The following is a 26319-nucleotide window of genomic DNA, read 5'->3' as shown; positions in this document are numbered from 1 at the left end:
GATGAGCTATTTTGGTCGCCAATTGCAAGGCTATGGGGGGTGAGGTCACCACGCGCGAGCCACGCAATACGCTCCGTGCCCGGTCCTGTTGTCCATGTCTGCGACGATGCTCCTATAGCCGTCAATCATGTCCCGCGCTTGAGGTACCTGTAGTGGGCTTAACCCGGGCAGCCCATATCCGAATAATAAGGATCAGTACTTATGCGGAACCAAGAGGGCGGGGGAGTGAGCCCTGTGCGTCGCGTTGCATCGGGCAGGTGAGCCAGCTCAGGTCTCTGGCCACGATGCCCGAGTTGCGTCAATGACGCGCCCAACTTTGTTCTGTCACAGCCGCGGTGCTTTGGGATATGCTCCTGAAATGGCACCGCGAAGTTTTCTTCAATGGCCGGTCATCCGGCAGCTAAGCACGGGTGACCTGCTGGGCCGTGGGCCCGCTGTCACCTCGGCCAAGACCAAGGCCATTGCCCCGCGCACAGCTACTGCTGACCGCGTTGTCCAGAGCGTGTGCCCCTACTGTGCCGTTGGATGTGGACAGCGTGTCTACGTCAAGGACGAGAAGGTTATCCAGATCGAGGGCGATCCGGATTCACCTATTTCCCGCGGCCGGCTTTGCCCCAAGGGCTCTGCCAGCGAACAGTTGGTCAACTCGCCGGGCCGGCAGACCAAAGTGCTCTACCGGGCCCCGCGCTCCACCGAGTGGGAACACCTGGATCTGGCTACAGCGGTCGAGATGGTGGCGGACCGGTTCATCGAAACGCGCCGCAGGACGTGGCAGCAGGAGGATGACCAGGGCCGGCTGCTCCGCCGCACCATGGGCATCGCCTCGCTGGGCGGCGCAACCCTGGACAACGAAGAAAATTACCTGATCAAGAAGCTCTTTACGGCTGCAGGGGCGGTGCAGACCGAGAACCAGGCCCGCATATGACACTCCGCCACGGTTCCCAGTTTGGGAGCCTCGTTTGGACGCGGTGGTGCAACGCAGTCACTGCAGGACATGGCCAACGCCGATTGCATTATCATCCAGGGTTCCAACATGGCCGAGTGCCATCCCGTTGGATACCAGTGGGTGGCGGAGGCTAAAGCCCGCGGAGCGAAGGTCATCCACGTGGACCCCAGGTTCACGCGGACCTCAGCGGTCTCGGACAAGCACATTCCCATCCGCGCCGGTTCTGACGTGGTGCTCCTCGGCGCTCTCATCAACTATGTCCTCACCAATGACCTGTGGTTCGAGGAGTACGTCACGGCGTACACCAATGCCGCCACGCTGGTCCACGAGGATTACCGCGACGCCGAGGACCTGGGCGGCCTGTTCTCCGGCTTTGATCCGGAGAAGCGCGCTTACGACACGTCATCGTGGGCCTATGCGGAAAAAGGGGACGGTGCGATTGATGAGCCCGGGCCCGGTTCGGAACACGGCGCCGATGCCACGGCCCGGGCCGCCGGCCACGCTTATGGAAGCGGCGGGCCACCGTTGGAGCATGCAGAAGTCCAGCGCGACGATACCCTGCAGGATCCGCGGACCGTTTTCCAGATCGTGAAGCGGCATTACGCCCGCTACACGCCGGAGATGGTGCAGGACATGTGCGGCATCAGTGTCGAGGACTTCGAGTATCTGGCGAGGACCATCACGGAAAACTCCGGACGCGACCGGACTACCTGTTTCGCCTACGCCGTCGGTTGGACCCAGCACTCCCTTGGGGCGCAGTTCATCCGCGCAGCCGCTATCCTGCAGCTTCTGCTCGGAAACGTCGGACGCCCGGGCGGCGGAATCATGGCCCTGCGCGGCCACGCAAGCATTCAGGGCTCCACGGACATCCCCACCCTCTTCAACCTTCTGCCCGGGTACCTGCCGATGCCCAGCGCCGGACGCCATGACAGCCTTGAGGACTACCTGTCAGTCATTGGCTCCAAACAGCAAAAGGGTTTTTGGGCTGACGCCGACGCCTACACCATCAGCCTGCTCAAGGCCTGGTGGGGTGACGCGGCACGCCCGGAAAACGACTGGGCTTACGACTACCTTCCGAGGTTGACCGGCGCGCACGGCACCTACGAGACGGTGATGGGCATGCTCGAGGACGAAGTCGAGGGCTACTTCTTTCTCGGACAGAATCCTGCAGTGGGTTCCGCTCACGGACGGATGCAACGTCTGGCAATGTCGCATTTGAAGTGGCTGGTAGTGCGTGATTTGAACCTCATCGAATCGGCCACCTGGTGGAAGGACGGTCCGGAGATTGAATCCGGCGAGTTGCGCACCGAGGACATCGAGACCGAGGTGTTCTTCCTGCCGGCAGCAACCCACGTGGAAAAGGCCGGCTCATTCACGCAGACGCAACGCCTGCTGCAGTGGCGCCACCAGGCGGTCGCACCGCCAGGGGAGTGCCAAAGTGAATTGCAGTTCTTCTTTGAGCTGGGCCAGCGGATCCGGGAGAAGCTGGCCGGTTCAGACGACGAGCGCGACCGTCCGCTGCTCGACCTGACCTGGGACTATCCCACGGATGAACACGGCGAGCCCGATGGCGAGGCGGTGCTTGCCGAGATCAACGGCCGCCACCTGGATGGCCCTGACGCCGGCAAACCGCTCTCGGCCTACACCGAGCTGCGCGCTGACGGCTCCACGTCGGCCGGCTGTTGGATCTACACAGGCGTGTACGCTGACGGCATCAACCATGCCGCGAACCGAAAGCCCGGCCATGAGCAGGGACCGGCGGCTCCGGAATGGGGCTGGGCGTGGCCGGCGAACCGCCGGATCCTCTACAACCGTGCGTCGGCCGACCCGGCCGGTAAACCATGGAGCGAGCGGAAGAAATACATCTGGTGGGACCAGGAGCAGGGTAAATGGGTCGGCGATGACGTGCCGGACTTCCCGGTTGACCGGGCACCGGGCAGCAAGCCCGATCCGTCTGTCGGTGGTCCAGCCGCACTCAGCGGAGATGACCCCTTCATCATGCAGGCCGACGGCAAGGGCTGGTTGTTCGCGCCGAAGGGCCTGATGGACGGACCCCTTCCCACCCACTACGAAGCCCAGGAATCGCCGGTGGCCAACGCGCTTTACCCGCAGCAGCAGAGCCCGGCGCGGCTGGTGTTCCCCCGCGCGGATAACCTCAGCGCGCCAAGCGCCGGTACCAGTGGCGCGGACATTTATCCGTACGTCTTCACCACATACCGCCTCACCGAGCACCATACGGCGGGAGGGATGAGCCGCTGGTTGCCGTACCTGTCGGAGCTGCAACCGGAAATGTTCTGCGAGGTCTCGCCCGAGCTGGCCGCTGAGTGCGGACTTGAACCCTACGGGTGGGCCACGATTATTTCGCCCCGCTCCGCCATCGAAGCGAAGGTGCTTGTCACGGACCGGATGAAGCCACTGGCTGTTGGCGGTCACACCGTGCACCAAATCGGACTGCCCTACCACTGGGGCGTCGGCAGCAATGCCGTGGTCAGCGGTGACGCGGCCAACGACCTGCTTGGTGTGACCCTGGACCCAAACGTCCAGATCCAGGAATCCAAGGTGGCCTCATGCGACATCCGTCCGGGCCGACGGCCACGCGGGCGGGAACTGCTTGCTTTGGTTGCCGAGTACCAGGCACGGGCCGGAATAACCATCGAAACCGGTAACCGTGCCGTCACCGATCCGGCGGCGGAAGGCATCAAACCCGCTCCGGATGACGACGGCCCGGCAGACGGCGGGCCGCACTGATGAACGTGATCGCCTCTCCCCGCGCCGAAGCACACTTTGCCCCGCCCGGACAATCTCTGCCTCCGGGCAGCAGCGTTCCGGGCAACAACCCCACGTTGGAGGACTAGATGGGCCAGTTGTCCGGACCGACCGACCCCACCGCCGATGCCCACTGGGAGCACAACCATCCGCGTAAGGGGTTCTTCACCGACACCTCGATCTGTATCGGTTGCAAGGCCTGCGAAGTTGCCTGCAAGGAATGGAACCATAACCCGCAGGACGGAAACCTGGAGTTGCTGGGGTCTTCCTATGACAACACCGGATCGCTGGGCGCCAGCACCTGGCGGCATGTGGCGTTCATTGAGCAAGGCCAGGAACGCATTAACGAGGCACGGGAATCGGGCCGGGCCCTGGTCAATTTGGGCATGCCCCGCATTGGTCCTCCCGCCCCGGCAGGGTCCGCGGCGACGGACCTGGCAGGGGCGGATACGACGCCCCCGGACACGGCGGACTTCCGGTGGCTGATGTCTTCCGACGTCTGTAAGCATTGCACCCACGCCGGCTGTCTCGACGTCTGCCCCACAGGGGCCCTCTTCCGCACCGAATTCGGCACCGTAGTGGTCCAGGACGATGTCTGCAACGGCTGCGGAACCTGCGTGGCCGGGTGCCCCTTCGGCGTTATCGAGCGCCGCAGTAACGGCACGGTCAAGGTCGCGACCAGCAGGGAAGATCAGCACGCAAATCATCCCAGCGTGCCGAACGAGGGCATCGCCCAGAAGTGCACGTTGTGCTACGACCGGCTGGTGGCTGACGAGACGCCGGCCTGCGCCAAGGCATGCCCGACGACGTCCATCAAGTTCGGCGACCACGACGACATGGTGGACACGGCCAGGGAGCGCGTCGCAACCCTGCATGCACAGGGCATGACCGAAGCGAGGCTTTACGGCGCGAATGAGAACGACGGCGTCGGCGGAACCGGATCGGTCTTCCTGCTGCTCGATGAGCCCGAGGTGTACGGGCTCCCGCCGGATCCACGCGTACCCACAGCCGACTTGCCGCAGATGTACCGGCGGGCGGGCATGGCTGTAGCGGGCATGGCTGCGGCCGCAGCGTTGGCTTTCCTGGGAGGACGGGCGTGACCCTTTCGGAATTCGACAGCTTCCGGCCAACGGAGCCTGCCCGGCGTCGCCGCCAGGAGGGCAGACGTGGCATGCGCCGCCGCCGGGACAACGGCGACGGCTCCCGCGAAATGCCCATGGTCCCGGAGCCGGAATTCACCTCGTACTACGGCCGCCCCGTAGTGAAGCCCGCGCCCTGGGGTGATGACGTTGCCATCTACCTGTTCCTGGGCGGCGTGGCAGCAGGCTCGGCGCTGCTTGGTCTCGGCGGGCAATTGACCGGACGGCCGACACTCCGCCGGAATGCCCGGCTGGGTGCATTGACCGCGGTGAGCGCCGGCGCCGTCGCTTTGGTGAAGGACCTGGGCCGGCCGGAGCGATTCCTGCATATGTTGCGGACCTTCAAGGTGACCTCGCCAATGAGCGTGGGCTCCTGGATACTCAGCGCCTTCAGCGCAGGTGCGGGCGTCGCGGCGGTGGCGGAAATCGATCGGATGAGCGGAAACCGGCTGCCGCTGGGACCCTTGCGCAAGGTGCTGCAGGCTGTTGAAGGACCGGCAGGCGTTGAGGCTGCGTTATTTGCCGGACCACTGGCGGCATACACTGCGGTGCTCCTTGGCGACACAGCCACACCCACATGGAACGCCGCGCACGAGGAACTGCCTTTTGTATTTGTGAGTTCCGCGTGCCTCGCTTCTGCCGGGCTCGCCATGGTGACCACACCGGTTCGGGAGACCGGTCCTGCACGGAACCTGGCCGTGCTCGGCGTAGTGGGTGACGTGGTGGCCATGAAGGTGATGGAGCGCCGGATGGATCCGATAGCAGCGGAGCCCCTGCACCAGGGCAAAGCAGGCGCCATGCTGAAGTGGAGCGAGCGGCTGGCGGTCGCCGGCGGTCTGGGAACCCTGTTGGGCGGTCGCAACCGCGTGGTGGCGGCTGCTTCGGGACTGGCCTTGCTGGCTGCTTCGGCCTTGACCCGCTTCGGCGTGTTCGAAGCGGGCCTGGCCTCTGCCAGGGATCCGCGGTACACCATCGAACCGCAGAAGAACCGGCTCGCGGCCCGCCGCGCAGCCGGCGTGACCGGCGACGCGATCACTACCGGCAGCTGACCGAACTGCCAGGTTCAGCGGATTTCGATGCCCCGCCCCGCAGTGGTGTGGCCAATGACGGGGTGCCCGGGCAGCTCGCCGACCACAAGCAGGCCGCCTGAGGTCTGGGCATCGGCCAGCAGCAGCAGATCGTCTTCGGTGATGCCTGGTGCGGCCCCTACGTGCGGACGCACCCAGTCGAGGTTGCGCCGTGTCCCGCCGGAGACAAAGCCGTCGCGGAGCGCCTCGCGGGCTCCGTCAATCAGCGGTACGGCCTTCAGATCGATCACTGCGCCCACTTCCGAGGCACGGACCATCTTGTAAAGATGGCCAAGCAGGCCAAAACCCGTGACGTCCGTCGCTGCCCGGACCCCGGCGGCCACCGCGGCTTCGGACGCGTCGCGATTGAGGCTCGCCATTGTCTCTATTGCCTCGGCGAACACCTCACCGGTCTTTTTGTGCCGGTTGTTGAGGAGCCCGACGCCGATCGGCTTGGTGAGCGTGATGGGCAACCCGGGCTGGGCGGCGTCGTTGCGGAGCAACCGGTCGGGGTGGGCGACGCCGGTGACCGCCATGCCGTACTTGGGCTCCGGATCGTCAATGGAGTGCCCGCCCAGCACGGGGCAGGCCGCCTCCGACGCCACGCTCAACCCGCCGCGGAGGACTTCGGTCATCAGCTCCAGCGGCAGGACATCACGTGGCCATCCGACGAGGTTGATGGCGGTGACCGGGCGGCCGCCCATGGCGTAGATGTCCGAGAGCGCATTGGCGGCAGCGATCCGCCCCCAGTCGAAGGCATCGTCGACAACGGGAGTGAAGAAATCGGCGGTGGTCAGTACCGCCAGGTCGTCGCGCACCAGGACTGCTGCCGCGTCGTCGCCACTGTCAAGACCAACCAGCACGTCCGCGCCGGGTTGGCCGATGAGGCCGCGGACCGCCTCTTCGAGCTCGCCGGGGGGAATTTTGCAGGCGCAGCCCCCACCATGGGCGTAGTCGGTGAGCCGGTACGTGCCGACGGCAACAGACGCGAGTTGCAGGATTGACGTTCGGGCATCATTCACCCGCTTAGCGTACCCCTGCAGGCAACCCTGCTATATTGTTGCGCGGTGGCGTCCGGGTCCTGGTGGGCCCCCCGGTCTTCAAAACCGGTGCGGCTGAGCATCTCGGCCTGGCGGGTTCGATTCCCGTCCGCCACCGCCAACTTTCGGCAGCGGATGCCGCGATAGGAGGAGGGCTGTGGACCACGTCGATCCCCGGCGCCTGATTCCCCGCACGAACGACCTGCTGGCACTGCCGCCTGTCCGCGAAGCCCGGACACGGCTGAACGAGCGTGTGATCCGCGAGCTTGTCCGGGACATCCAGGAGCAGGCCCGACGCGGCCACCTCCCTCCCGGCCAGGTGGAGCCAGTTCTGCTGGCCGCCATCGCTGACCGCAAGGCAACAACCCTGCGCCCGGTGCTGAACGCAACCGGGGTCATCGTCCACACCAACCTCGGGCGGGCACCCCTATCCGCGGCTGCGGTCGAAGCTGTCGTCGCAGCCAGCGGCTACGTCGATGTGGAACTCGACCTGGCAGATGGAAGCCGTTCCCGCCGTGGTGCCGGGGCCCGGGCCGCACTGCTCGCCGCCTGTCCCGCCGCCGAAGACGCCCTGGTGGTCAACAACGGAGCGGCGGCGCTGGTACTGGCCACCACAGCCCTGGCTGCCGGCCGGGAAGTGGTGGTGAGCCGCGGCGAACTAGTTGAGATCGGTGCCGGCTTCAGGCTCACCGACCTGATGGAATCGACAGGCGCAAGGCTTCGCGAGGTGGGCACCACCAACCGAACCCACTTACACGACTACGCCGGAGCCCTCGGCCCCGATACGGGGTGCGTTCTGAAGGTGCATCCGAGCAACTTCCGGGTGGACGGTTTCACGTCAGCGGTTCCGCTGCACGAACTGAGCCCGTTGACACAGGCAAACGGAGTACCGCTCGTCGCCGACCTCGGCAGTGGACTGCTGGCACCCGACCCGCACCTCCCTGATGAACCTGATGTTGCCTCCGCCTTGGCGGGTGGGGCCGACGTCGTCATCGCCAGCGGCGACAAACTGCTGGGCGGACCCCAGGCAGGTCTGCTGCTGGGCCGCAAGGACGTCATCACCCGGTTGGCCCGACACCCGCTTGCCCGGGCCGTACGGGCCGACAAACTTGCCCTCGCCGCCCTGGAGGCAACCGTCGCGGGCGGAACGACGCCCGTCGTGCAGGCGCTGCACGCCGACGTCGGACAATTGCGGCGGCGTACCGACCGGCTCGCCGAGGCGCTCGGAGTACCCGTGGTGCCCCATGACGGCAGGGTAGGCGGCGGGGGCGCCCCCGGCTTTCCCCTGCCCGGGTGGGCGCTCCGGCTCCCCGAAGGACTGGCGCGGCTCCTGCGCACCGGCGATCCCGCCGTGCTTCCGCGCGTCCACGACGGCTCCTGCCTGATCGATCTGCGGTGCGTGCCCGCAGGGGACGACGACCGGATTCTCGAGGCCGTCCGGCAGGCGCTGGCAACCCGCGAGGCTGCGGATGCGGGCAGGGCGGGCTGAGCGGTGCACGTCATTGCCACCGCCGGACATGTTGATTCCGGCAAGAGCACCCTCGTCCGTGCCCTGACCGGCATGGAGCCGGACCGGTGGGAGGAAGAACGGCGCCGTGGGCTGACAATTGACCTGGGTTATGCGTGGACCACGTTGCCGTCCGGACAGGACGTTGCGTTTGTCGACGTACCGGGCCACGAGCGCTTCCTGGGCAACATGCTTGCTGGAATCGGCCCGGCGCCGGTGGTCTGTTTCGTCGTCGCGGCGGACGAAGGCTGGCAGGCGCAGTCGAGCGACCACCGGGACGCCGTGGCGGCGCTGGGCATTGAACACGGTGTGGTGGTCCTCAGCCGCGCGGACCGGGCGTCCAGCCAGCGGGTGGCGGACGTACTGGCACGGACCCGCGTGGAGTTGGCCGGGACTGGCCTCAGGGACGCCCCGGCAGTCGCCGTGTCCGCCATCGACGGCACTGGCCTGGCTGACCTGCGTGCAGCGCTCGACGGCGTCCTGGCCAGCGTGCCTCATCCCGCCACCGATGGGCGGGTCCGGTTGTGGGTGGACCGCTCGTTCACGATCACCGGTTCCGGCACGGTGGTGACCGGAACGCTGGCAGCAGGAACGATCATCCAGGGGGACCGGCTTACCTTGCTTGGTCACTTTGGTTCCCGGTCCGTCGTCGTCCGTGGCCTGCAAAGCCGCGACACCTCGTACACCTCGGTGGGGCCGGTCAACCGTGTGGCCTTGAACCTGCGTGACGTTTCCGCCACGGACATCCGGCGCGGGGATGCGCTGCTTACTCCCGATGCGTGGCCCACCACCGGCGTCCTGGGCATCCAACGGACGACCGGTGTGGCCTATACGGAGGTGCCGGAGCAGCTCATGGTGCATGTTGGCACTGCGTCGGTACCGGCCCGGCTGCGTCCCTTCGGTGCTGACCACGCCCGGCTCGTCCTCGACAGGCACCTGCCGCTCGTCCTGGGAGACCGGCTGGTGCTCCGTGACCCCGGGAGCCGCTCCGTGCTGGGCGGGGCACGCATCCTCGACGCCGATCCACCTGCTTTGCGGCGGCGCGGCGACGGCGCCCACTGGGCCGAGCGGCTTGCCGGTATGGACCCCTCAGGAGACGTCCTCGCTGAAGTAGCAGCCCGCGGGGCGGTACAGGTGGAACATCTCCGCCGGCTCGGGCTGCTGTCCGGGCACGACGCGGAGGCGCCCTCCGGCGTACAGGTCCTCGATGATTGGTGGGTGCACGCTCCTGTCCTTGAGGCATGGCAGCATCAGCTGCGCAGTGCAGTCCAGGCACTGCAGAAGCGAGATCCTTTGGCCCCGGGCCTTTCCATGGGGGCCGCCCGGGGTCTCCTGAAACTGCCTGACGAGAGGTTGCTGTCCCACGTCGTCCGCGGGGCAGCCGTGGAACAGGATGGCGGCCACTTCCGGTTGCCCGGCAGCCGGGGCAACCTTGGTGCCGTCGAGCCGGCAATTGCGGAGTTGGAGCGGAGGCTGGGCGCCCAGGCATTCCATGCCCCGGAATCCGACGAGCTGGCGGCGTTGGGCTTGGGCGCGCGGGAGCTGGCTGCCGCCGAACGCACGGGGCGCTTGCTGCGGTTGCGTGACGGGGTGGTGCTGCTGCCTTCGGCGCCGGCCCTGGCGATGCGCACCCTCGCCGGCCTGGAGCAGCCCTTCACCACAAGCCAGGCACGTCAGGCACTTGGCACAACACGCCGGGTTGCGGTTCCGCTGCTGGAACACCTGGATTCGCGCGGCTGGACCCAGCGCCTGGATGCCGGTCACCGTATGGTGGTGCGTTGACCCTTGAGTGCGGGTCGAAGGGTGCCCGCAGCCCGCAATAACCCTTGGGACCTGTCACCTCGCGCGGCTCCTCCTTAGCCCATTACCTGCTGGTCGACCCACCGTTCAAGCGGCGGCACGAGCAGCAGCACCGCCACGAGGGCGACCATCATGACGTGGACAAATGCATTCCATGTCGCCGTACCGACTGTCTCGCCGGAACCTACCGCGGCAAACCAGTACGGCAGGAGGGCCACAAGTCCCAGGGCTGCGGAGGCGAGTGCAGCGTATTCCCACCAGCTCCAGCGAGCGAACAACCCCCAGGTCGCGACGCAGAAACCAAGGATGGTTACCAGGGAGAGGACCATAGTGATAGCCCACCAAACCGATGAGGTATCAAGCCCGCGGGTCGCAAAGGTGGGAGTGAGCCAGAGCCAGCTGCTTCCGGCCATCAGCAGGGCGATCCCCCCAAGGGTGCGAAGAGTGAACATGGGTCAAACCTTCCAGGCGATGGGATGATCGGTGATTTCAGCCTTGCATCCCCCCATGGACTGACCTAGGGTCCATCGACCCCCATTGCACCTCCGACTCCTGGGCATGGATCTACCCATACGAAGACCAGGGTGGTGCGACGCTGTTCCCCCGGACGGCAAATGAGATCCCATCGCTCAGGGTAGCCATTGACTGCTGGCTGCGGAACCATTAGCTTATCGAAAGTCGTTGTTAACGGCTTTCGATAATTAGGGGACTAATGGCACTTAAGCGCAGCCAAAGCGACGCCAGGCCCGGACGCCGGGGGGAGTCGCCGGTCTTCCCGGCGGAATTCAATCTTGCTCCGTTCATGCTTGGCCTTGCCCTGCTTCTGGTCGCGGGAGTCTTCGAGTACGGCCGAAGGCTACACAGAGACACCGAGGGGCTGGTCTGATGCCGGTTGGTGGGCTATTGAACATCCACTGCCATTTGGATGAGTTGCTGGCGGAGCGCGGCATGACCCTGACAGAGCTAAGCAAACGCGTGGGAATCAGCCTGGTAAACCTGTCGGTACTGAAGAACGACCGCGCGAAGGCAATCCGGTTCTCCACCCTGACGGCGATCTGCGAAGTGCTCGGTTGCCGGGTCGGTGATCTGCTGACAGTCGAGTACGTTCGGCCAGACGCGTCCGGCAGCAACGGTGGTCCCGCATGAGGCGCCGCGAGATCTGGGGCGTGCCTCTTCTGGCCGCTGCCGCCGTCGTCGCAGTATGTTACTTGGCAGTTGACTCAGCGGACCGCGAGGCTTCCAGGCAGGGCCTGCTCCTCTACGTCGGTGTCCGGGCTTCCAACCTGGTTTATGGGCTGATGTTCCTGGCGTCCTTCATCGGGGCCGTGGGCCTGGTGTTCCTGATTCCGGCGCTGATCCGCCGCATTACCCGGAAGGCGTTGAGGATTACCGTCGGTTGGACCACTGGTGTGGCGGTCGCGGCGGCCCTGCCTTACTTGGCCATCACCCTCACCTTCGCCTTGATAGGAGCTGTCGGCCTCGGCGACGACGTGAAGATCGTGGCCACTGACGGACAATCAGTGCTTATTACCCAGGATGGTTTCGACGGAGACAGTGTCGTCATCTACACCGGGCACGACGAGTTTCACTACAAGCGGACCCGTGACGCCCCGGAGATCGCAGGATGGCCGCGGGTGAAAGACCAGGGCTGCCGGCTGGCCACCGACGACGGGCTGACGCTGATCTGCGGAGCCACATCGCTCAAAGTTGATGAGTAGGAATCGGGTGCATGATGGCGATGTCAGAAGCCAGCAGGCCTAGAACAGAAACCACCGCCTGGGTCCTGCTCGGCTTTGAAGACCAAGCAATGTCCCCTGCTTTGGGCCGCCATCCGGCTGCAACTACTATTCGTCACGCCGGGCCCACGTATAGGGGTTTGGCCCGTGGCTACCATCCCGGCCCTGCTCAAACCCCTGCTGCCAGGCCTTCCCGACTGCAGACACCAGGTCAGCCAGCAAGGGATAATAGGGATGGTCCGGACCGATGTAGATCATTTCGTCGGTGGCTCGGTCTACGGCCGCGCGCACCTGGTTCCCTGTAGCAGGACCTGTCATGGTGCTGCCCTTCTTTCCTGGAACTCCTGCGTCCGTCTCGAAGTTAACGCCGGCTGGCAGGAAGTGTCCAGGGGTGCAACGGCTGGCGTCGGCCGTGCGTCAGCCGCGTGTAGAAGTCCTCTCCGGCTTCGGGAATCGCGCGTACACTGCAAAACCGGCGCCACCAGGAACGTGGCGATGCCGTACAGGATGCCCAGGACACCAAAAGCAAGCCGGACTGAGGCTCATGCGTTACCTACCCCCAAATAGTCATTGCCGCGAGGTTAGGCGAGCGGGTGTTGTTATCTATCTGATTGCGGCCATCATCGGCGCTGCCTTGGGCGGGGTTATCTATGCACGCCCCTTCCGGCGCAACGAGGGCGGCGGCTCCTGGTTACATGCTGGTAGCCGAAGAACGCGCGGGAGCGCAGTCGTCGGGTTTGTGCATGTTATTGAGCGGCACCGGTCGCCCACTTGGAACAGTTGTCTGTGCTGCCACCGCATCGAAATGACGGCCACGCTCTATAAGGGGGAAATGTGCGGGGTACCGGCCGCTCAACCGGTTCCGGTCACACGCACACCTCCCACCGCGCCCGTCCACGGAGTATCGCCCGGGCCGGGCAGCACCAAATGCGCGAACACGTACCCCTTTTCAAGGTCAATCACCTGCGAACTGGTCCCGGCGCAGTCCAGGGAAAGAGCGGTGGGCTGAAAGGGGGCACCGGGATGCTCCTGCCCAACGGAGACCGTCGCGCCGGAAGCACCAACACAGGCTGCGGTGACAGAGTACCGCCCCGCCGCAGGCACCTTCTCGGCGGTGCCAAAGCCTCTAACTGGGCCGTCCAGCGGTCCCTCCTCAAAAAGGAGGACAGGTCCCGGCACTGCCCGAAGGATCCGGTCCAGCTCAGCGTAGTTCTTGACCTCTCGCTCCAGGACCAGCGGATCAACGTATGCCTGCGGGGATTCTGATAACGGGGCCGGGTCAAAGGCTGGTGTATTCACGGGCTCGGGGTATTCATACGAGCACCCTGCCGATCCTCCTGAAGAGAGCAGCATGCACAGAGCCCACACGTGCCGATGGCACCTGCCCGTCCTTCCCACCCTTCCCATGGTGGACAAGTCCCAAGTGCAAAACAACAGCCATGCCGGTCAAAAGCCGGGATAGTTTCAGGATGTAGTCCTGGGTCGACGGCGTCGCTCTACTGATTTGCTGTGCTGCTATGGCCGCTACCGATTGGAGCCAGGCTCAAGATTGGAACAATAAGTGGCCGTGAGCGAAAAAGTTCCTTCCGCTTGCTCCCGGGGCTTCCTAGAGTTCCCTTACCGGCACCACAAGGGGACATCCCGCAAATGACCACCTAGGGGGGCACATGAGCACAGGTATTCCGGCTGTAGCCGAGAACGCACGTACAGCAGCCCCGCGCGGCGAGGGACCTCCTGTTCCCGCAGCACCCAAGAAACCTCTGGCAAGACCCAGCGCAGTACAGCAAGCTTCCCCCTCCAGGAGTCGGGAACATGAGGTGCAGCGGTTGATCCGCGACCTTGCCGCGCTCGCAGCGGAGCATCGCCCGCAGGTTTCGTAAGGCCTGATCAAGGCAGGGCTGCTGGGTGCTGCGGCCAGGGGATGGTTTGAAGCGGGTAGGGGCGACGCCGGTGATGCCGGCCGGTGGTTCACCGGTTTTCCCGGTAGCCCTGATAGGCAAGCGCCGGAGCCTCTATGCCCGTAGGGGCATCGGGACTTTCAAGGCCGGGGGAGATCTGCCCGTGACACTTGAGGGCAAAAGGAGTGGCGGCGCCTAGGCTGTGGGGATGACGATGAAATCGAAGGCCTCCGCCAAGCCGATGAAATCCTTGCTTTACTGGCGGAAGAGCATGATCAACGGAGCCAGGACAGTACCCGTCATCATCGGCATGGACTCCGCCGGAAAATTCAGCATGCAGGACGCCGCCGGCCTGACTGTATTTTCCCTGCCTGCACACCAGGCCTCATTCCGGTTCACCAGCATGGGGACCATGCTCATCACAGCCCAAGGCCGAAAGTACGACATCGTGGGCGTCGGCGCTTCATTATCGCCAAGCCCGTCAGCATGGCAGCGGGCAGAGTTGGAAGCCGCCCCCGGCAGCCACACTGACCATACCGACCTCAGCCGCGCCGGATCCGCCGGCGCGGCCATGAGCGGGGCCGGCGGAATGGGAGCAGTTGCAGGAGTGGCCGGCAGTGCCGCAATGATGTTTTCTTACTACCAGGGCCTGGAAGCGATAAAAGCCTGGCAGGAGGTCCTTCCGGAGACCGGCGCTCCCGTCCAAAAGAGTTCCATGAAGGCGGGGCTCTACGTGATGCTGGGCGTCGTGGCGGCCGTCGTCCTCGGCCTGATCATTGCACTCAACGTCCTGTAAACATGTATCAGCAGGACCAACCCGGTAAAAGGAGGACATGGTGCGGGCAATGATCATGGACCGGACAGCGGGACCGCTTAGTGTGCGGGACGTCGCTGTGCCTGATGTGCCTGCAGGTGGTGCACTCATCACCGTTGCCGCTACCGGCCTGTGCCGGAGTGACTGGCACGCGTGGGCCGGTCACGACGACATCATGCTGCCGCATGTCCCGGGCCACGAGTTCGCCGGTGTCGTCGCCATGGTCGGTCCGGGGGTAACGAAGTGGGCGGTCGGCGACCGGGTGACAGCGCCCTTTGTCGAGGGCTGCGGAGCCTGCGAGTGGTGCAGCGCGGGCAATGCGCAGGTGTGTCCCGAACAGCAACAGCCAGGCTTCACCCACTGGGGCTCCTTCGCCGAGCAGGTCGTGATCCACGCCGCAGACACCAATCTCGTCGCAATCCCCGAAAAAGTAAGCTTCGAGGCAGCGGCAGGCCTGGGCTGCCGTTTCGCAACGGCTTACCGGGCGCTTACCGCCCGGGCACGCCTCGCCCCCAATGAATGGGCCACTGTCGTGGGGGCAGGTGGCGTGGGCCTCAGCGCCGTCATGATTGCGAAGGCATTGGGCGGAAAAGTCATCGCTGTCGACCGGAATACAGACGCCCTCGATGCGGCCGCTTCCCTTGGCGCCGATCACGTCCTGGCCGTGGACGGCTCAGACATTCCCGCGCAGGTACACGCCCTGACCGGAGGCAGTCATGTCTCCATCGACGCCGTCGGCAGCGAACAGACATGCGCCAACGCGCTCCTCAGCCTTCGCCGCCACGGCCGGCACGTCCAGATCGGACTCCTCCCGCCGGTCGACGGCCACCCGCGCGTGCCCATGGCCCGAGTGATCGCGTGGGAACTGGAAATGTTCGGCAGCCACGGAATGGCCGCGGCGGACTATCCCGGGATGCTTGCCCTGATCGAATCGGGGGCACTCAACCCACAGAAGCTTATCGAGCGAATCATCGGGCTCAGCGAGGCCGCTGAATTGCTGCCACGCTTCGACACGGCGAACGTCGCGGGCATGACGATGATCGATCCGACGCGATGACGCTTCCGCCGCCGGCAGAACGCCGTGAGGCCTGGCGATGGGCCACCCGGTCACTGAGCTTGGTGGTTTGATTAGTCAGTGCTCCGTGTAAAGCGTTTTGTGGTCTTCAGCCTGTTCGTGGTCTGCATAAGCACCGCGTTCTCGTTCTGGATCATCCGGCAGGCCGGCGCGGACGCCCGGGTGGCCCTCTCTGCGCCCCCGCAAGCGGGGGCAGCATTTGAAACCCGGCCTGCCGGCGTCGATACCGCCGTGAACGTAACACGGAGCCCGGATGCCCAGCTGTTGCGGGCTTCCGCGCAGACCGGTGTCCCTGCCCGGGCACTGCGGGCCTACGTTGCTGCGGCCGCTGCCGCCGCCAATTCCACGCCCAACTGCGGCATCGGCTGGAACACCCTGGCCGCCGTCGGCTTCATCGAATCAGGCCACGGAACGTATGGCGGCGGCAGTCTCAACGACGCCGGGCAGGCGAGCGGTCCAATCGTGGGACCCAGCCTCAACGGCAGGGGGTTCGCCGCCATCGCTGACACGGACGACGGTGTTCTGGACGACGACGCCAGTTGGGACCACGCCGTCGGACCCATGCAGTTCATTCCCTCCACCTGGCGGCTTGTGGGGCGGGACGGGAACGGCGACGGCACAGCCGATCCCTTCAACATTGACGACGCGGCACTCAGCGCGGCCACTTACCTGTGCTCCCACGGCCGTAACCTCACAACCGCGCAGGGGTGGACGGACGCTATTTACTCCTACAACCAGTCCGATGCCTATATTCGCCAGGTACGGGCCCAAGCGATCGAATACGCCGCGAAAACCGGCGCGGCCCCGTGACCCCTTGAATCCTGCCGTCCCTGTCAGTCAGGCAGGCTGCCACGTGACGGGAAGTGCCTTCAGCCCGTAAACGATGGTGCTTTCCATCCGTTCCAGTTGTGCTCCGGGAGCCAGGGAAAGCCCGGGCAAGCGGGCCAGCAGTGCCTCCAGTGCGATCCTGGCTTCCAGCCGGGCCAGTGGCGCACCGAGGCAAAAATGAATGCCGTGGCCGAAGGCCAGATGCCGGTTCGGGCTGCGGTCGACGTCGAACTCAGCCGGCCGCTGGAACGTCTGCTCGTCGCGGTTGGCGGAGCCGATCCACGCAACGATCGGTGCACCGGCGGGGATCCGTTCACCTCCCAGCATTGTCTCCGCTACCGCCACCCGGTACATGGACTGTACCGGCGACCGGAAGCGCAGTACCTCCTCGAGGGTCTGCGGAAGCAAGGCGGGCTCCTCAAGGACACGCTGGAGAGTGACGGGCGACTCGGCCAGACACAGGACGGCGTTGCCAATCAGATTGGTGGTGGTCTCATTGCCGGCGACGAGCAGCAGACTGCAGAAACCCAGCAGTTCAGGAACCGTCAGTTTTTGGCCATCGATCTCGGCGGCAAGCAGGGTGCTGATCAGGTCTTTACCGGGCCGCCTCCTGCGCTGGTCGATCAGGGCCAGGAAGTACTCGATCATCTCTGACGTGGTGGCGTCGTGCTCCCGGCCGGTCGGACCAGTTCGCGTTTGGCTGACAATAATGTCAGACCACTGTTTGAAGCGCTCGCGGTCCTCGGCGGGGATGCCCATGAGCTCGGAGATCACTATGACCGGCAACGGGTACGCCAATTCCTTGATCAGGTCTGCGCTCCGGCGGGCAGCGATCCCCTCCAGAAGCTCGTCTGTAAGTCCGGCGATGCGGGGCGCCAGCGCGTCAACGGCTTTCGGCATGAACGCCTGTGTGACCAGGGAGCGTAACTGCCGGTGCCGTGGGGGATCGGTGGTGATCAGGCTGGCGGCAAATAATTGGCCGGAACCCGATGGATCATCACCGCCGATGCGCGACGAGAACGTCGCGTGCTCGGACAGCACCCGCTGGACATCGTCATACCGGAACACATGCCAGGCCCCGGATTGATCATCAAGGAAGACGGGGGCCGCTGCCCGCATTCGTTCATAGTGGGGAAACGGGTCAAGCGGATTTTCAGCGACGTCCATGGTGGCCTCCCTGCTCAGCTGGCGCTCGGCGGGTACGTCGGGCGCGAAAGCCTTTATGACTGACCGGTGGACCTTCGATGGTATCGAAAGCCCGCTCCCGGGTCATTAGCAGGCGGTGGTCCTGGCCTTATTCCGCGGCCGGACGCCGCCGGTGCTGCTTCGTCACAGCGCGCCGCTCCTTCGCCGCAAGCCGTCGGCGGTTTGAGGCGCGGCTGGGTTTGGTCGGACGCCGGGCAGCGGCCTCAGGAGTCAGTGCTTCCGCCAGCAGGACGGAGAGCTTAGCCAGGGCGATTTGACGGTTTCGTAGCTGGGAGCGGCGTTCTGCCGCAGTCACAGTGATGACTCCGGCGATGAGGAGGCGGTCCAACCGCGTGAGGAGCACCAGGCGTTGGGCTTCGGACAGTGTGGGCGACCCGGCGACGTTCCACGAGAGTTCGACACGGCTGTCCGAGGTGTTGACGTGCTGACCTCCTGGGCCGGAGGACCGAGAGAAGCGCCAGCCAAGCTCAGCCGACGGAATCGTGAGCGCGGGCGATACCAACAGGTCCATGGCATCAGCCTCGCACATTGAAGCGGGTTGATGCGGCGCGGGGATGCCCCAGACCCAGTCCTTCCCACTATCGTGTTGCCTGTGCATGCTATGGCGGATGGGCTGACGACTGGTTCTTTGGATTGCCTTTACACCGGCTCGGTGTGGGCCGAGGGGCCACTGTGGGTGCCGTCGTCGCAGACGGTCCGCTGGAGCGACATCCCGAACAACCGCATCCTCGAGTTCAACCCCGCCACGGGGGCCACCCGGGAATATGCGGTGGGTGTTGAATTCACCAACGGCCGCACCCTCGACACCGATGGCAGCGTGGTGCAGTGCAGCCACGGCCGACGCCGGGTGGAGCGCGACCGCGACGGAACGGTGACGGGCCTGGTGGATTCCTTCCAGGGCCACCGGCTGAATTCGCCCAATGACGTGGTGATCGCCCGCGACACCAGCATCTGGTTCACGGACCCGCCCTACGGAATTCTTCCAGGGACAAAGGAAGGGCACGAGGGCGAGCAGGAATACGGCGGCTGTCATGTGTTCCGCTTCGAGCCGGCCTCCGGAACGCTGACGGCGGTGGTCACCGACCTGGTGCACCCCAACGGGCTGGCCTTCTCGCCTGACGAGTCTGACCTCTATGTCGCGGATACGGCCGGTCCCGGCTACGGCGTCCCGCTGCGGATCGCCACCTACAGTGTGCGCGACGGCTACTGCGGCCCCCGGACAGGCACGCTCGAGTTGGAAGACGGTGATGCGGCGGACGGACTAAGGGTCGACGTCGAAGGAAGGATCTGGACCTCGGCCGGCCCCTCGGTCCGGATCTACTCACCGTCCTTCCAACTTCTGGGCACCATTGCAGTGCCCGAGACCGTTTCGAACCTGTGTTTCGGCGGTCCCGACGGCCAGGACCTCTACATCACTGCAACCACCAGCCTGTACCGGATCCGCACCACCACCACGGACGCGGCCACCCGCGTTCCTTCCGTCTAACCACAACTGATCGCGAGGACAAAGCATGCAGTACAGAACCCTGGGCCACAGCGGCACCGTCGTCACCAGCTACGCGCTGGGCACCATGACATTCGGTGCAGAAGCCACGGAGGAAGCGTCCCATGCCATCCTGGACAACTACTTCGAAGCGGGCGGCAACTTTATTGACACCGCGGACGTCTACAGCGCAGGAGTCTCCGAGGAAATCATCGGCCGGTGGCTGGCCAAGCGGCCGGATCTGGGGGACAAAGCGGTGATCACCACGAAGGGACGCTTTCCCATGGGGACGGCACCGAACGACGTCGGGACGTCCCGGCGGCGCCTGACCCGCGCCTTGGATGCATCCCTCCGCCGCCTGGGCGTGGAGCAGATCGACCTTTACCAGATGCATGCGTGGGACCCGGTCACACCCCTCGAGGAAACCCTCCGCTTCCTCGAGGACGCCGTGACCCGCGGCAAAATCGCCTACTACGGTTTCTCCAACTTCCTGGGCTGGCAGCTCACCAAAGCCGTCCATGTTGCGCGCAACCAGGGATGGAACCCGCCCGTAAGCCTGCAGCCCCAGTACAGCCTGCTGGTCCGCGACATCGAATTCGAGATCGTTCCGGCGGCCCTTGACGCCGGAATCGGCCTGCTGCCGTGGTCACCCCTGGGCGGTGGCTGGTTGTCCGGCAAGTACAAGCGGGACCAGCGCCCTGCCGGTGCAACGCGCCTCGGGGAAAACCCGGAACGCGGCATGGAGGCCTGGAAAGCACGCAATGACAACCCACGCACGTGGACGGTCATTGATGCTGTGGAGGACATTGCTGCTGCCCATGGCGTCAGTTCATCCCAGGTGGCCCTCGCGTGGCTGGCGGACAGGCCTGCCGTGACCTCGGTGATTTTGGGGGCCCGGACCACAGAACAGCTCGCTGACAACCTCGCCGCCGCTGAACTGCAGCTCAGTGCCGACGACGTTGACCGGCTTACCCAGGCGAGCCAGCCCGAGGCGGGGGTTTATCCCTACGGGCCGATGGCCCGGGAGCAGCGAAGCCGCAAGATGGAGGGCGGACGGTAGCTCCACCAGGAGGGCGGCGCCCTGCCCTACTCCGCGTGCTTCAACACGTCCGGCAGTTCGTCCACATATACCGTTTGCGGTGGGTCGAAGTAGATCACCAGCACTTCAGCGCCCACCGGGAAGACGCTCGTCTTGTCGAACGGGTGGGCGTGGAAGGCCATGGTGCCGCCAAGGTAGGGCAGCATGACTTCGCCGATGGTGCCCGGGCCGATGCGTCCGGTCACCCTGCCGATTTTCCCCGTCAGGCTCCGGTCCACGTCCTTGCGCACCGGAGGCCTATGCGCCGGGAGCCTTGGATGGACGCTTGCTGTCTTCACCCTTCCGGAGCGCTGTCGCGAGCACAGGCAGGTAGTCACCTGCCTGTGCCAGGATCCCGCCCAGCATCTTATTGACGCCCTCGCCGCCGTTCAGGACGGTCATGTTGCCAACATGGGAAAAGGGCTCGGCCGCTGCGGCGATGATGGCGGGCATGTTCTCGGCAAGCTGCTGGGAGATGACTGCGTCCTGGTTGGTGCCCAGCGCTTCTGCCCGGGCTTTGATGCCGTCCGCCTCTGCCAGCGCCTTGGCCTTGATCGCGGACGCCGCAGCGTCACCTTTGGCCCTGGTCGCGGCGGCTTCGGCTTCGCCGGTGACTTTGGTTGCTCCGGCCGCGGCGGCCGCGGCGGTGGCATTCGCCTGGGCCTGCAGTTCTGTGCGGCGGGCGTTCGCCTGGGCTTCAAGCTCCGTGCGGCGCGCCAGCGCCTCTGCGGCGCTGATGTCGGCCGCTTTCTGGCCTTCAGCGTCTGTGCGTTTGGCGTAGGCCTTCGCATCAGCGGGTTTCCGGATGCTTGTCTGCAGTTTCTGCTCCTCCCGGTCAGCCTCGAGCTTGGCAACTTCGGTTTCCTGGACCACCACCTGCTGCCGTGCCGTCGCCTCGGCCAGCGGGCCCGCCTGGGCGGCATTTGCCCTGGCGCGCTCGGCATTGGCCTGCGCCACCGACTGCCTGATCGCTGAAACGCTCTGCGCGTCCGCGATCAGGGCTGCCGCTTCCGCCTCCTTCTCCGCAGCTTCCCGGTTGCGGGTGGCCTCGGCGATCCGGGCCTCCATCTTCACCTGGGCGATGTGCGGCTTGGCGATGTTCTGGATGTAGCCGGTGGGGTCCTGCAGGTCCTTGATCTGCAGCGAATCCACCACCAGGCCCAGCTTTTCCATCTCCACACCGCTGGCGCTGCGGACCTGTGAACCGAGCTTGTCCCGCTCGCGGATAATCTCCTCCACGGTCATGCTGCCGATAATGGAGCGCAGGTGGCCTTCAAAAACGTTGTATACCTGGCTCTGCATTTTCGGTTGCTGGCCCAAAAAGCGGCGGGCGGCGTTGGCAATAAAAGGCGGGGCGTCACCAATCTTGTATATGACAACGCCCTCCACGATTACCTGGATGCCCTGTGACGTGACGCAGGAAACTTTGAGTTCCGTTTCGTTCAACGTCAGTGACAATGGACGCACCGTCTGCAGGCCAGGGAGGACCAGGGCGCCCTTGCCGGTGACTATCTTGAAATCCATGCCTGCCCGGGTTTCAAGCGTCCCCCGGGTCAGTCCCGAGATAATCAGCGCCTCGTTGGGTTCAGCAACCTTCCACATCAGTTTTGTTGCCACCCAAATAAATCCTATGGCGACTACCACACCCAAAATAATGGCAAGAAGCGGAAAGAACGGTGCAAAGTCCGGCATAACCAGGTCCTTTCAATGCCGCGAACAGGCATCGCGGTAAAGCCCCAATAAGTGCAGCCGTCCATTTACCCGACCCATGAAAGCACAGTCCATTCCGGCGTGCCTGGCCAGCTGTTGTAGACAGTCTGATTGTGCCCCGGCCAAGAGTCCAGAGCCGGACCGATATTTGCCTGCGGCAACAAAACAGGGTGCCCGACGCGGGCGCCTGGCGCATTCGGACAGGACCAGGTTTGGCGCCCGCAGGCTCCTAGCTTCCGGCCGCGGTCCCAGCCAGCAACGCCGCCCATTCCCGGGACCGATGGGCCTCGAAGACGAGGTCGGCGTTGGCGCGTGTGCTGGCAAGGAACGGGACCGACAGGCTGGCGTTGCACCCCCTGCAGCGGATCTCGTCGGTCCACACCCAGTTGTAGGCCATATGGCGTTCCAGGACGCGTTGCATGGCGATGGCCATGGCTGCAGGAATGGCATCGTCTGCAGCGGCGGCAAGCGCCGAATCCCCGGTGCTGCGGATGGACCCAACCTCAAAGTCGATGCTCATGGTGCCTCTTCCCGCGATCCGGATGGTGCTGTCGAGCATAGTGTGCCCCGCGCCACAACTCTGCATTGAACAGGTCTCGGTTTCTTAACGGGCGCGGTCGGAAGGGACCGGTCAGGGCCGTTGGTCCGGGTCCACCAAGGTGACCGCCAAGGGCATCCTCTTTGTGCGGCGCAAGCGGCCGTTCAGCACGTTGTGCAGGCCGTGCGTCACCAGCCTCGTCCTGGTCAGGAACCGGAATTCCGCGGCGTCAGAAGTCACAAGATGCATGATGGGCCGTGCCGCTTGGTCCGCGTTCTGTCCCCACAGTCCCACCACCACCTGCAGGGCTCCGAGGCGGTGCTCGTACCCCGCCTGGGACGTCACCCGCCCCAGGAGTTCGGTCTCCACCAGGCCAGGATTCATGCCGTGTACCCGCACGCCTGTGCCTTTGGTTTCCAGCCGCAGCGTCTCGGTGAACTGGCGGACCCACCGCTTGCTTGAAGCATAGGCGTTCTGCAGTGCCACGGGCCCGCGGTCGCCCTGGCCGTAGAGGTTCACCAGGTCGCCGTGGCCCTGCTCCAGGAATACCGGCAAGGCAGCCCTCGCCCCGTGGAAGGTGCCCAGTATGTTGGTGCGCACCACGCGCGTGAAGTCATCCACGGGAGTCGACGCAGTTGGACCGAAGACCCCTGACGTGCCGGCATTGTTGATCCAAATGTCCAGCGTCCCCCGGTTGAGGGCATCATCCCGGAGCGCCTCCACGTCGGCCGGTTCTGCGGTGTCACAGCGCCTCCCGGACACCGCGATGCCTTGGGAGCGCAGACGCTCGACGGCGGCAGCAACGCCGTCGTCCGACCTGGCGGCCAGCACCACCACTGCACCGTGCAGGCCCAGCACGCGTGCCATGGCAAACCCAAGCCCACGGCTGGACCCGGTCACCACCGCGACGCGGCCGCGCAGAACGTCGCGTGGGGGTACCGCCTGTTGGGAACGCATTCCTCCGTCCTACGCCCCTGCACGAGCGACGGCAAGAGTGCAGCCCGCTGTCAGTCCCTGCCCCCGGAGCGCGCCTGGAGTGCCGCTGCCAGATAGGGTGCGGTGCGGCTGCTGCGGGAACGCGCGACGACGGCAGGGTCACCGGCGGCGACGATCCTGCCGCCGGCGTCGCCACCGGCGGGTCCCAGGTCCATCACCCAGTCGGCGGCAGCCACCACGTCCATGGCGTGTTCCACCACGATTACCGTGTTTCCGGCATCGACCAGGCGGTTAAGCTGCGCCATCAGGAGTTCGACGTCGGCCGGGTGCAGTCCCGTGGTGGGCTCGTCCAGCAGATACAGCGTGTGGCCCCGCCGGGCCCGCTGCAGCTCAGTGGCCAGCTTGATCCGCTGCGCCTCGCCCCCGGAAAGCTCGGTGGCCGGCTGGCCCAGCCGGAGGTAGCCCAGACCCACTTCCTGGAGTGTCTGCAGGGAACGGGCGGCAGCGGGAACCCCGGCCAGGAAACCGGCGGCGGCGTTGACCGTCATGCCCAGCACCTCCGCGATGTTTTTGCCCTGGTAGGTGACTTCCAGGGTTTCGGGGTTGTAGCGCGAGCCGCTGCATTCCGGGCACGGACCGTAGCTGCCCGGCAGGAAGAGCAGTTCCACGGCCACGAACCCCTCACCCTGGCAGGTCTCACACCGTCCGCCAGCCACGTTGAAGGAAAAGCGCCCGGGGCCGAACCCCCGGCTCCTGGCAGCGTCGGTGTCAGCGAACTCCCGGCGGACGGCATCAAACAGTCCTGTGTAGGTGGCCAGATTGGAGCGCGGGGTGCGGCCGATCGGTTTCTGGTCCACCTTGACCGTACGGTCGATCCGCTCCAGCCCGGATACGTGTGTCAAGCTGCCCTGAACGCCGTCTTCTTCGACGTGCGCGCCCGGTTCGTCAGGCAACTGCTGGCTGTCCTCACTGGCCTGCCGCGGGATGCCGGCCACATCAGCGAGGACCCCGCTGACCAGGGTGGACTTGCCCGAGCCTGACACTCCCGTGACTGCTGTCAGGACGCCGAGCGGAAAGGACGCGTCCAGGTTCCGCAAGTTGTGGCGGCTGATACCGCCCAGTTCCAGCCATCCCGTAGCCTCGCGTGGCGCACGCCCGCCTGCGCCGGCGTCGGCCTTTGATGCGGCTGGACCATCCGGGAACAGGAACGGCCGCGTCACGGACCCTGCCACCGCGTTGAGGCCCTGGACGGGCCCGCTGTAGAGCACGTGCCCGCCGTCTTCGCCGGCGCGGGGTCCCACATCAACGAGCCAGTCGGCGCGGCGGACCACGTCCATGTTGTGCTCCACCACGAACACCGAGTTTCCCGATGCCTTGAGCTGGTCCAAAACCGCAAGGAGGGGCTCGGCGTCCGCAGGGTGCAGGCCCGCGGACGGTTCGTCCAGCACGTAGATCACCCCGAACAGCCCGGAACGGAGCTGGGTGGCAATCCGCAGCCGCTGCATCTCACCCGGCGAGAGCGTTGGCGTGGCCCTGCCCAGGGCAAGGTAGCCCAGGCCCAGCTCCAACAGCACGGTGATGCGCTGCAGCAGGTCGCGGGTGATGGCCACAGCCACTTCATTGGATTCTGAGGACTGCTTGCGCGACGCCGTTGCTGCGGTTGCCAGCACCGTGGTGGGACGGATGATCTCTGCCAGTTCGGTCATGGGCACCGTGCTGAGCCCGGCAATGGTTTGCCCGGCGAAGGTCACCGCCAGGGCCTCCGGCCGGAGCCCGGTTCCGCCGCAGCGCGGGCATGGCCCGGTCTCCATGAAGCGCAGGACCTTCTCCCGCATGGCAGGGCTCTTGGAATCCAGCAGCGTGTGCATGACGTAGCTCTTCGCGCTCCAGAAACGGCCCTTGTACGGCTTGGCCACACGGTCCCGTTGCGGCGTTACCTCAACCACCGGCTGTTCTTCGGTGAACAGGATCCAATCCCGGTGCTTCCGCGGCAACTGCCGCCAGGGAACATCAACGTCGTAGCCCAGGTGGGTCAGGATGTCCCGCAGGTTCTTGCCCTGCCAGGCCCCGGGCCATGCGGCGATCGCGCCGTCCCGGATGCTCAGGGACGTGTCCGGAACCAGCGAGGCTTCACTGACCGTATGTGCAGTGCCCAGGCCATGGCATTCCGGGCAGGCGCCGGCCGCAGTGTTGGGGGAGAAGGCATCCGAGTCCAGCGGCGGGGCACCTTCCGGGTAGCTGCCGGCACGGGAGAACAGCATGCGCAGCGAATTGGACAGCGTGGTGACGGTCCCCACCGTGGACCGGGAGGAAGCCGTGCCCCTGCGCTGTTGGAGGGCGACGGCGGGCGGCAGCCCGGTGATCTGCTCCACCTTGGGATTGTGGCCCTGCTGGATCAGCCGGCGGGCATAGGGGGCCACCGATTCGAAAAACCGGCGCTGCGCCTCAGCGTAGATCGTGCCGAAGGCCAGCGACGACTTGCCCGAGCCTGATACGCCGGTGAACGCCACAATCGCGTCCCGTGGCACGTCCACAGTGACGTTCCGCAGGTTGTTCTCACGGGCACCGCGTACCCGGACGAACCCGTCCCCGGTGTCGTCCGAGGTTAAAACGCGGAGGTTGGACGCGGTCAGTTCTTCAGCGTTCTGTTTGGCATGCACCGCTTCGACTGTAGTAGTCATCCGTCCCGGGCCGGAACTTTGCGGGGACCTGTCGGAACACCGCGGACGGATTTACACTGAATCATTCCGCG

Annotated in this window: 22 protein-coding genes and 1 tRNA gene; 13 read left to right on the top strand and 10 right to left on the bottom strand. The window is 65.4% G+C overall.

Annotation, left to right across the window (positions count from 1 at the left end; genetic code table 11):
• The first annotated feature begins 358 nt into the window (after nt 1–358).
• The 3 genes from fdh to nrfD all read left to right on the top strand — a co-directional run bounded on the left by fdh (nt 359) and on the right by nrfD (nt 5900).
• The gene (gene fdh / locus QFZ57_RS15765) at nt 359–3694 is read left to right on the top strand and encodes a formate dehydrogenase (protein ID WP_306900886.1); all 3336 of its coding nucleotides are present in this window, start codon (nt 359–361) and stop codon (nt 3692–3694) included.
• A gap of 107 nt (nt 3695–3801) precedes the next feature.
• The gene (locus QFZ57_RS15760; RefSeq protein WP_306631271.1) at nt 3802–4812 is read left to right on the top strand and encodes a 4Fe-4S dicluster domain-containing protein; all 1011 of its coding nucleotides are present in this window, start codon (nt 3802–3804) and stop codon (nt 4810–4812) included.
• The gene (nrfD, locus tag QFZ57_RS15755) at nt 4809–5900 is read left to right on the top strand and encodes an NrfD/PsrC family molybdoenzyme membrane anchor subunit (protein ID WP_306631270.1); all 1092 of its coding nucleotides are present in this window, start codon (nt 4809–4811) and stop codon (nt 5898–5900) included. Before QFZ57_RS15760 ends, nrfD begins: the two co-directional genes overlap by 4 nt.
• Nucleotides 5901–5914: 14 nt before the next feature.
• Here the strand turns inward: nrfD and selD are convergent, their stop codons facing one another.
• The gene (gene selD, locus QFZ57_RS15750; RefSeq protein ID WP_373461318.1) at nt 5915–6916 is read right to left on the bottom strand and encodes a selenide, water dikinase SelD; all 1002 of its coding nucleotides are present in this window, start codon (nt 6914–6916) and stop codon (nt 5915–5917) included.
• Nucleotides 6917–6984: 68 nt separating this feature from the next.
• On the opposite strand from selD, the gene QFZ57_RS15745 reads away from it, so the two are divergent.
• The 3 genes from QFZ57_RS15745 (at nt 6985) to selB (ending at nt 10247) form a co-directional block, all read left to right on the top strand.
• A tRNA-Sec gene (locus tag QFZ57_RS15745) sits at nt 6985–7079 on the top strand.
• Between the two features lie 36 nt (nt 7080–7115).
• A complete protein-coding gene (selA, locus tag QFZ57_RS15740) occupies nt 7116–8447 on the top strand; it encodes an L-seryl-tRNA(Sec) selenium transferase (RefSeq protein WP_306900884.1) in 1332 nt (443 codons plus the stop codon).
• 3 nt (nt 8448–8450) lie between these two features.
• Entirely contained in the window at nt 8451–10247 is a 1797-nt protein-coding gene (selB, locus tag QFZ57_RS15735) for a selenocysteine-specific translation elongation factor (RefSeq protein ID WP_306900883.1), read from the top strand.
• A gap of 74 nt (nt 10248–10321) precedes the next feature.
• Here the strand turns inward: selB and QFZ57_RS15730 are convergent, their stop codons facing one another.
• The gene (locus tag QFZ57_RS15730) at nt 10322–10717 is read right to left on the bottom strand and encodes a hypothetical protein (RefSeq protein WP_306900882.1); all 396 of its coding nucleotides are present in this window, start codon (nt 10715–10717) and stop codon (nt 10322–10324) included.
• A gap of 433 nt (nt 10718–11150) precedes the next feature.
• On the opposite strand from QFZ57_RS15730, the gene QFZ57_RS15725 reads away from it, so the two are divergent.
• Together QFZ57_RS15725 and QFZ57_RS15720 are read left to right on the top strand one after the other, a co-directional pair.
• On the top strand, nt 11151–11411 hold the full coding sequence (locus tag QFZ57_RS15725) for a helix-turn-helix domain-containing protein (RefSeq protein ID WP_306900881.1): 261 nt from the start codon (nt 11151–11153) through the stop codon (nt 11409–11411).
• Nucleotides 11408–11983: a hypothetical protein gene (locus QFZ57_RS15720; RefSeq protein ID WP_306900880.1), complete on the top strand. Its 576-nt coding sequence runs from the start codon at nt 11408–11410 to the stop codon at nt 11981–11983. The genes QFZ57_RS15725 and QFZ57_RS15720 overlap by 4 nt, the downstream gene beginning before the upstream one ends.
• Nucleotides 11984–12853: 870 nt before the next feature.
• On the opposite strand, the gene QFZ57_RS15715 is transcribed toward QFZ57_RS15720, so the two are convergent.
• Nucleotides 12854–13300, bottom strand: a complete 447-nt coding sequence (locus QFZ57_RS15715) for a hypothetical protein (protein ID WP_306900879.1) — start codon at nt 13298–13300, stop codon at nt 12854–12856.
• 807 nt (nt 13301–14107) lie between these two features.
• Between QFZ57_RS15715 and QFZ57_RS15710 the strand changes: the two genes are divergently transcribed.
• From QFZ57_RS15710 to QFZ57_RS15700, 3 genes are all read left to right on the top strand, one after another.
• Entirely contained in the window at nt 14108–14695 is a 588-nt protein-coding gene (locus QFZ57_RS15710; protein ID WP_306900878.1) for a hypothetical protein, read from the top strand.
• Nucleotides 14696–14744: 49 nt separating this feature from the next.
• Nucleotides 14745–15770 carry a zinc-dependent alcohol dehydrogenase family protein gene (locus QFZ57_RS15705; protein WP_373461317.1) on the top strand — a complete coding sequence of 342 codons (1026 nt, stop codon included), beginning with the start codon at nt 14745–14747 and terminating at the stop codon, nt 15768–15770.
• Nucleotides 15771–15848: 78 nt separating this feature from the next.
• Nucleotides 15849–16598: a lytic transglycosylase domain-containing protein gene (locus tag QFZ57_RS15700; RefSeq protein WP_306900876.1), complete on the top strand. Its 750-nt coding sequence runs from the start codon at nt 15849–15851 to the stop codon at nt 16596–16598.
• A 27-nt stretch (nt 16599–16625) separates the two neighbouring features.
• On the opposite strand, the gene QFZ57_RS15695 is transcribed toward QFZ57_RS15700, so the two are convergent.
• On the bottom strand, nt 16626–17783 hold the full coding sequence (locus QFZ57_RS15695; RefSeq protein ID WP_306900875.1) for a cytochrome P450: 1158 nt from the start codon (nt 17781–17783) through the stop codon (nt 16626–16628).
• A 127-nt stretch (nt 17784–17910) separates the two neighbouring features.
• Nucleotides 17911–18333, bottom strand: coding sequence for an alternative ribosome rescue aminoacyl-tRNA hydrolase ArfB (arfB, locus tag QFZ57_RS15690; RefSeq protein WP_306631259.1), 423 nt, complete (start codon nt 18331–18333; stop codon nt 17911–17913).
• A gap of 90 nt (nt 18334–18423) precedes the next feature.
• Here arfB and QFZ57_RS15685 point away from each other — a divergent pair, with 90 nt between their 5' ends.
• Complete coding sequence (locus QFZ57_RS15685; protein WP_306901596.1) at nt 18424–19308, top strand: SMP-30/gluconolactonase/LRE family protein; 885 nt, start codon at nt 18424–18426, stop codon at nt 19306–19308.
• Nucleotides 19309–19333: 25 nt separating this feature from the next.
• Nucleotides 19334–20365 (top strand): aldo/keto reductase, encoded by a 1032-nt coding sequence (locus QFZ57_RS15680; RefSeq protein WP_306900874.1) that lies wholly within the window; start codon nt 19334–19336, stop codon nt 20363–20365.
• 26 nt (nt 20366–20391) lie between these two features.
• Here QFZ57_RS15680 and QFZ57_RS15675 read toward each other — a convergent pair whose 3' ends face one another.
• From QFZ57_RS15675 to QFZ57_RS15655, 5 genes are all read right to left on the bottom strand, one after another.
• On the bottom strand, nt 20392–20634 hold the full coding sequence (locus QFZ57_RS15675) for a hypothetical protein (RefSeq protein ID WP_306631257.1): 243 nt from the start codon (nt 20632–20634) through the stop codon (nt 20392–20394).
• A gap of 7 nt (nt 20635–20641) precedes the next feature.
• Nucleotides 20642–22075 carry a flotillin family protein gene (locus QFZ57_RS15670; RefSeq protein ID WP_306900873.1) on the bottom strand — a complete coding sequence of 478 codons (1434 nt, stop codon included), beginning with the start codon at nt 22073–22075 and terminating at the stop codon, nt 20642–20644.
• Between the two features lie 247 nt (nt 22076–22322).
• Nucleotides 22323–22613: a hypothetical protein gene (locus QFZ57_RS15665; RefSeq protein WP_306631255.1), complete on the bottom strand. Its 291-nt coding sequence runs from the start codon at nt 22611–22613 to the stop codon at nt 22323–22325.
• 111 nt (nt 22614–22724) lie between these two features.
• Nucleotides 22725–23588 (bottom strand): SDR family oxidoreductase, encoded by an 864-nt coding sequence (locus QFZ57_RS15660; protein ID WP_306631254.1) that lies wholly within the window; start codon nt 23586–23588, stop codon nt 22725–22727.
• Between the two features lie 50 nt (nt 23589–23638).
• Nucleotides 23639–26248 carry an excinuclease ABC subunit UvrA gene (locus QFZ57_RS15655; protein ID WP_306900872.1) on the bottom strand — a complete coding sequence of 870 codons (2610 nt, stop codon included), beginning with the start codon at nt 26246–26248 and terminating at the stop codon, nt 23639–23641.
• Nucleotides 26249–26319: the final 71 nt, after the last annotated feature.

The organism is Arthrobacter sp. B1I2, from assembly GCF_030816485.1.
Taxonomy (GTDB): Bacteria; Actinomycetota; Actinomycetes; order Actinomycetales; family Micrococcaceae; genus Arthrobacter.
The sequence above is the reverse complement of the archived record's forward strand: the minus strand, read 5'-3'. Positions and strand labels throughout refer to the sequence as shown.

Excerpts from the sequence above, each read along its gene's own strand:
- QFZ57_RS15760 (WP_306631271.1), top strand. The coding sequence starts at position 3,802 with ATGGGCCAGTTGTCCGGACCGACCGACCCCACCGCCGATGCCCACTGG.
- QFZ57_RS15730 (WP_306900882.1), bottom strand. The coding sequence starts at position 10,717 with ATGTTCACTCTTCGCACCCTTGGGGGGATCGCCCTGCTGATGGCCGGA.
- QFZ57_RS15725 (WP_306900881.1), top strand. The coding sequence starts at position 11,151 with ATGCCGGTTGGTGGGCTATTGAACATCCACTGCCATTTGGATGAGTTG.
- QFZ57_RS15720 (WP_306900880.1), top strand. The coding sequence starts at position 11,408 with ATGAGGCGCCGCGAGATCTGGGGCGTGCCTCTTCTGGCCGCTGCCGCC.
- QFZ57_RS15710 (WP_306900878.1), top strand. The coding sequence starts at position 14,108 with ATGACGATGAAATCGAAGGCCTCCGCCAAGCCGATGAAATCCTTGCTT.
- QFZ57_RS15705 (WP_373461317.1), top strand. The coding sequence starts at position 14,745 with ATGATCATGGACCGGACAGCGGGACCGCTTAGTGTGCGGGACGTCGCT.
- QFZ57_RS15695 (WP_306900875.1), bottom strand. The coding sequence starts at position 17,783 with ATGGACGTCGCTGAAAATCCGCTTGACCCGTTTCCCCACTATGAACGA.
- arfB (WP_306631259.1), bottom strand. The coding sequence starts at position 18,333 with ATGGACCTGTTGGTATCGCCCGCGCTCACGATTCCGTCGGCTGAGCTT.
- QFZ57_RS15685 (WP_306901596.1), top strand. The coding sequence starts at position 18,424 with ATGGCGGATGGGCTGACGACTGGTTCTTTGGATTGCCTTTACACCGGC.
- QFZ57_RS15680 (WP_306900874.1), top strand. The coding sequence starts at position 19,334 with ATGCAGTACAGAACCCTGGGCCACAGCGGCACCGTCGTCACCAGCTAC.
- QFZ57_RS15670 (WP_306900873.1), bottom strand. The coding sequence starts at position 22,075 with ATGCCGGACTTTGCACCGTTCTTTCCGCTTCTTGCCATTATTTTGGGT.
- QFZ57_RS15665 (WP_306631255.1), bottom strand. The coding sequence starts at position 22,613 with ATGAGCATCGACTTTGAGGTTGGGTCCATCCGCAGCACCGGGGATTCG.
- QFZ57_RS15660 (WP_306631254.1), bottom strand. The coding sequence starts at position 23,588 with ATGCGTTCCCAACAGGCGGTACCCCCACGCGACGTTCTGCGCGGCCGC.
- QFZ57_RS15655 (WP_306900872.1), bottom strand. The coding sequence starts at position 26,248 with ATGACTACTACAGTCGAAGCGGTGCATGCCAAACAGAACGCTGAAGAA.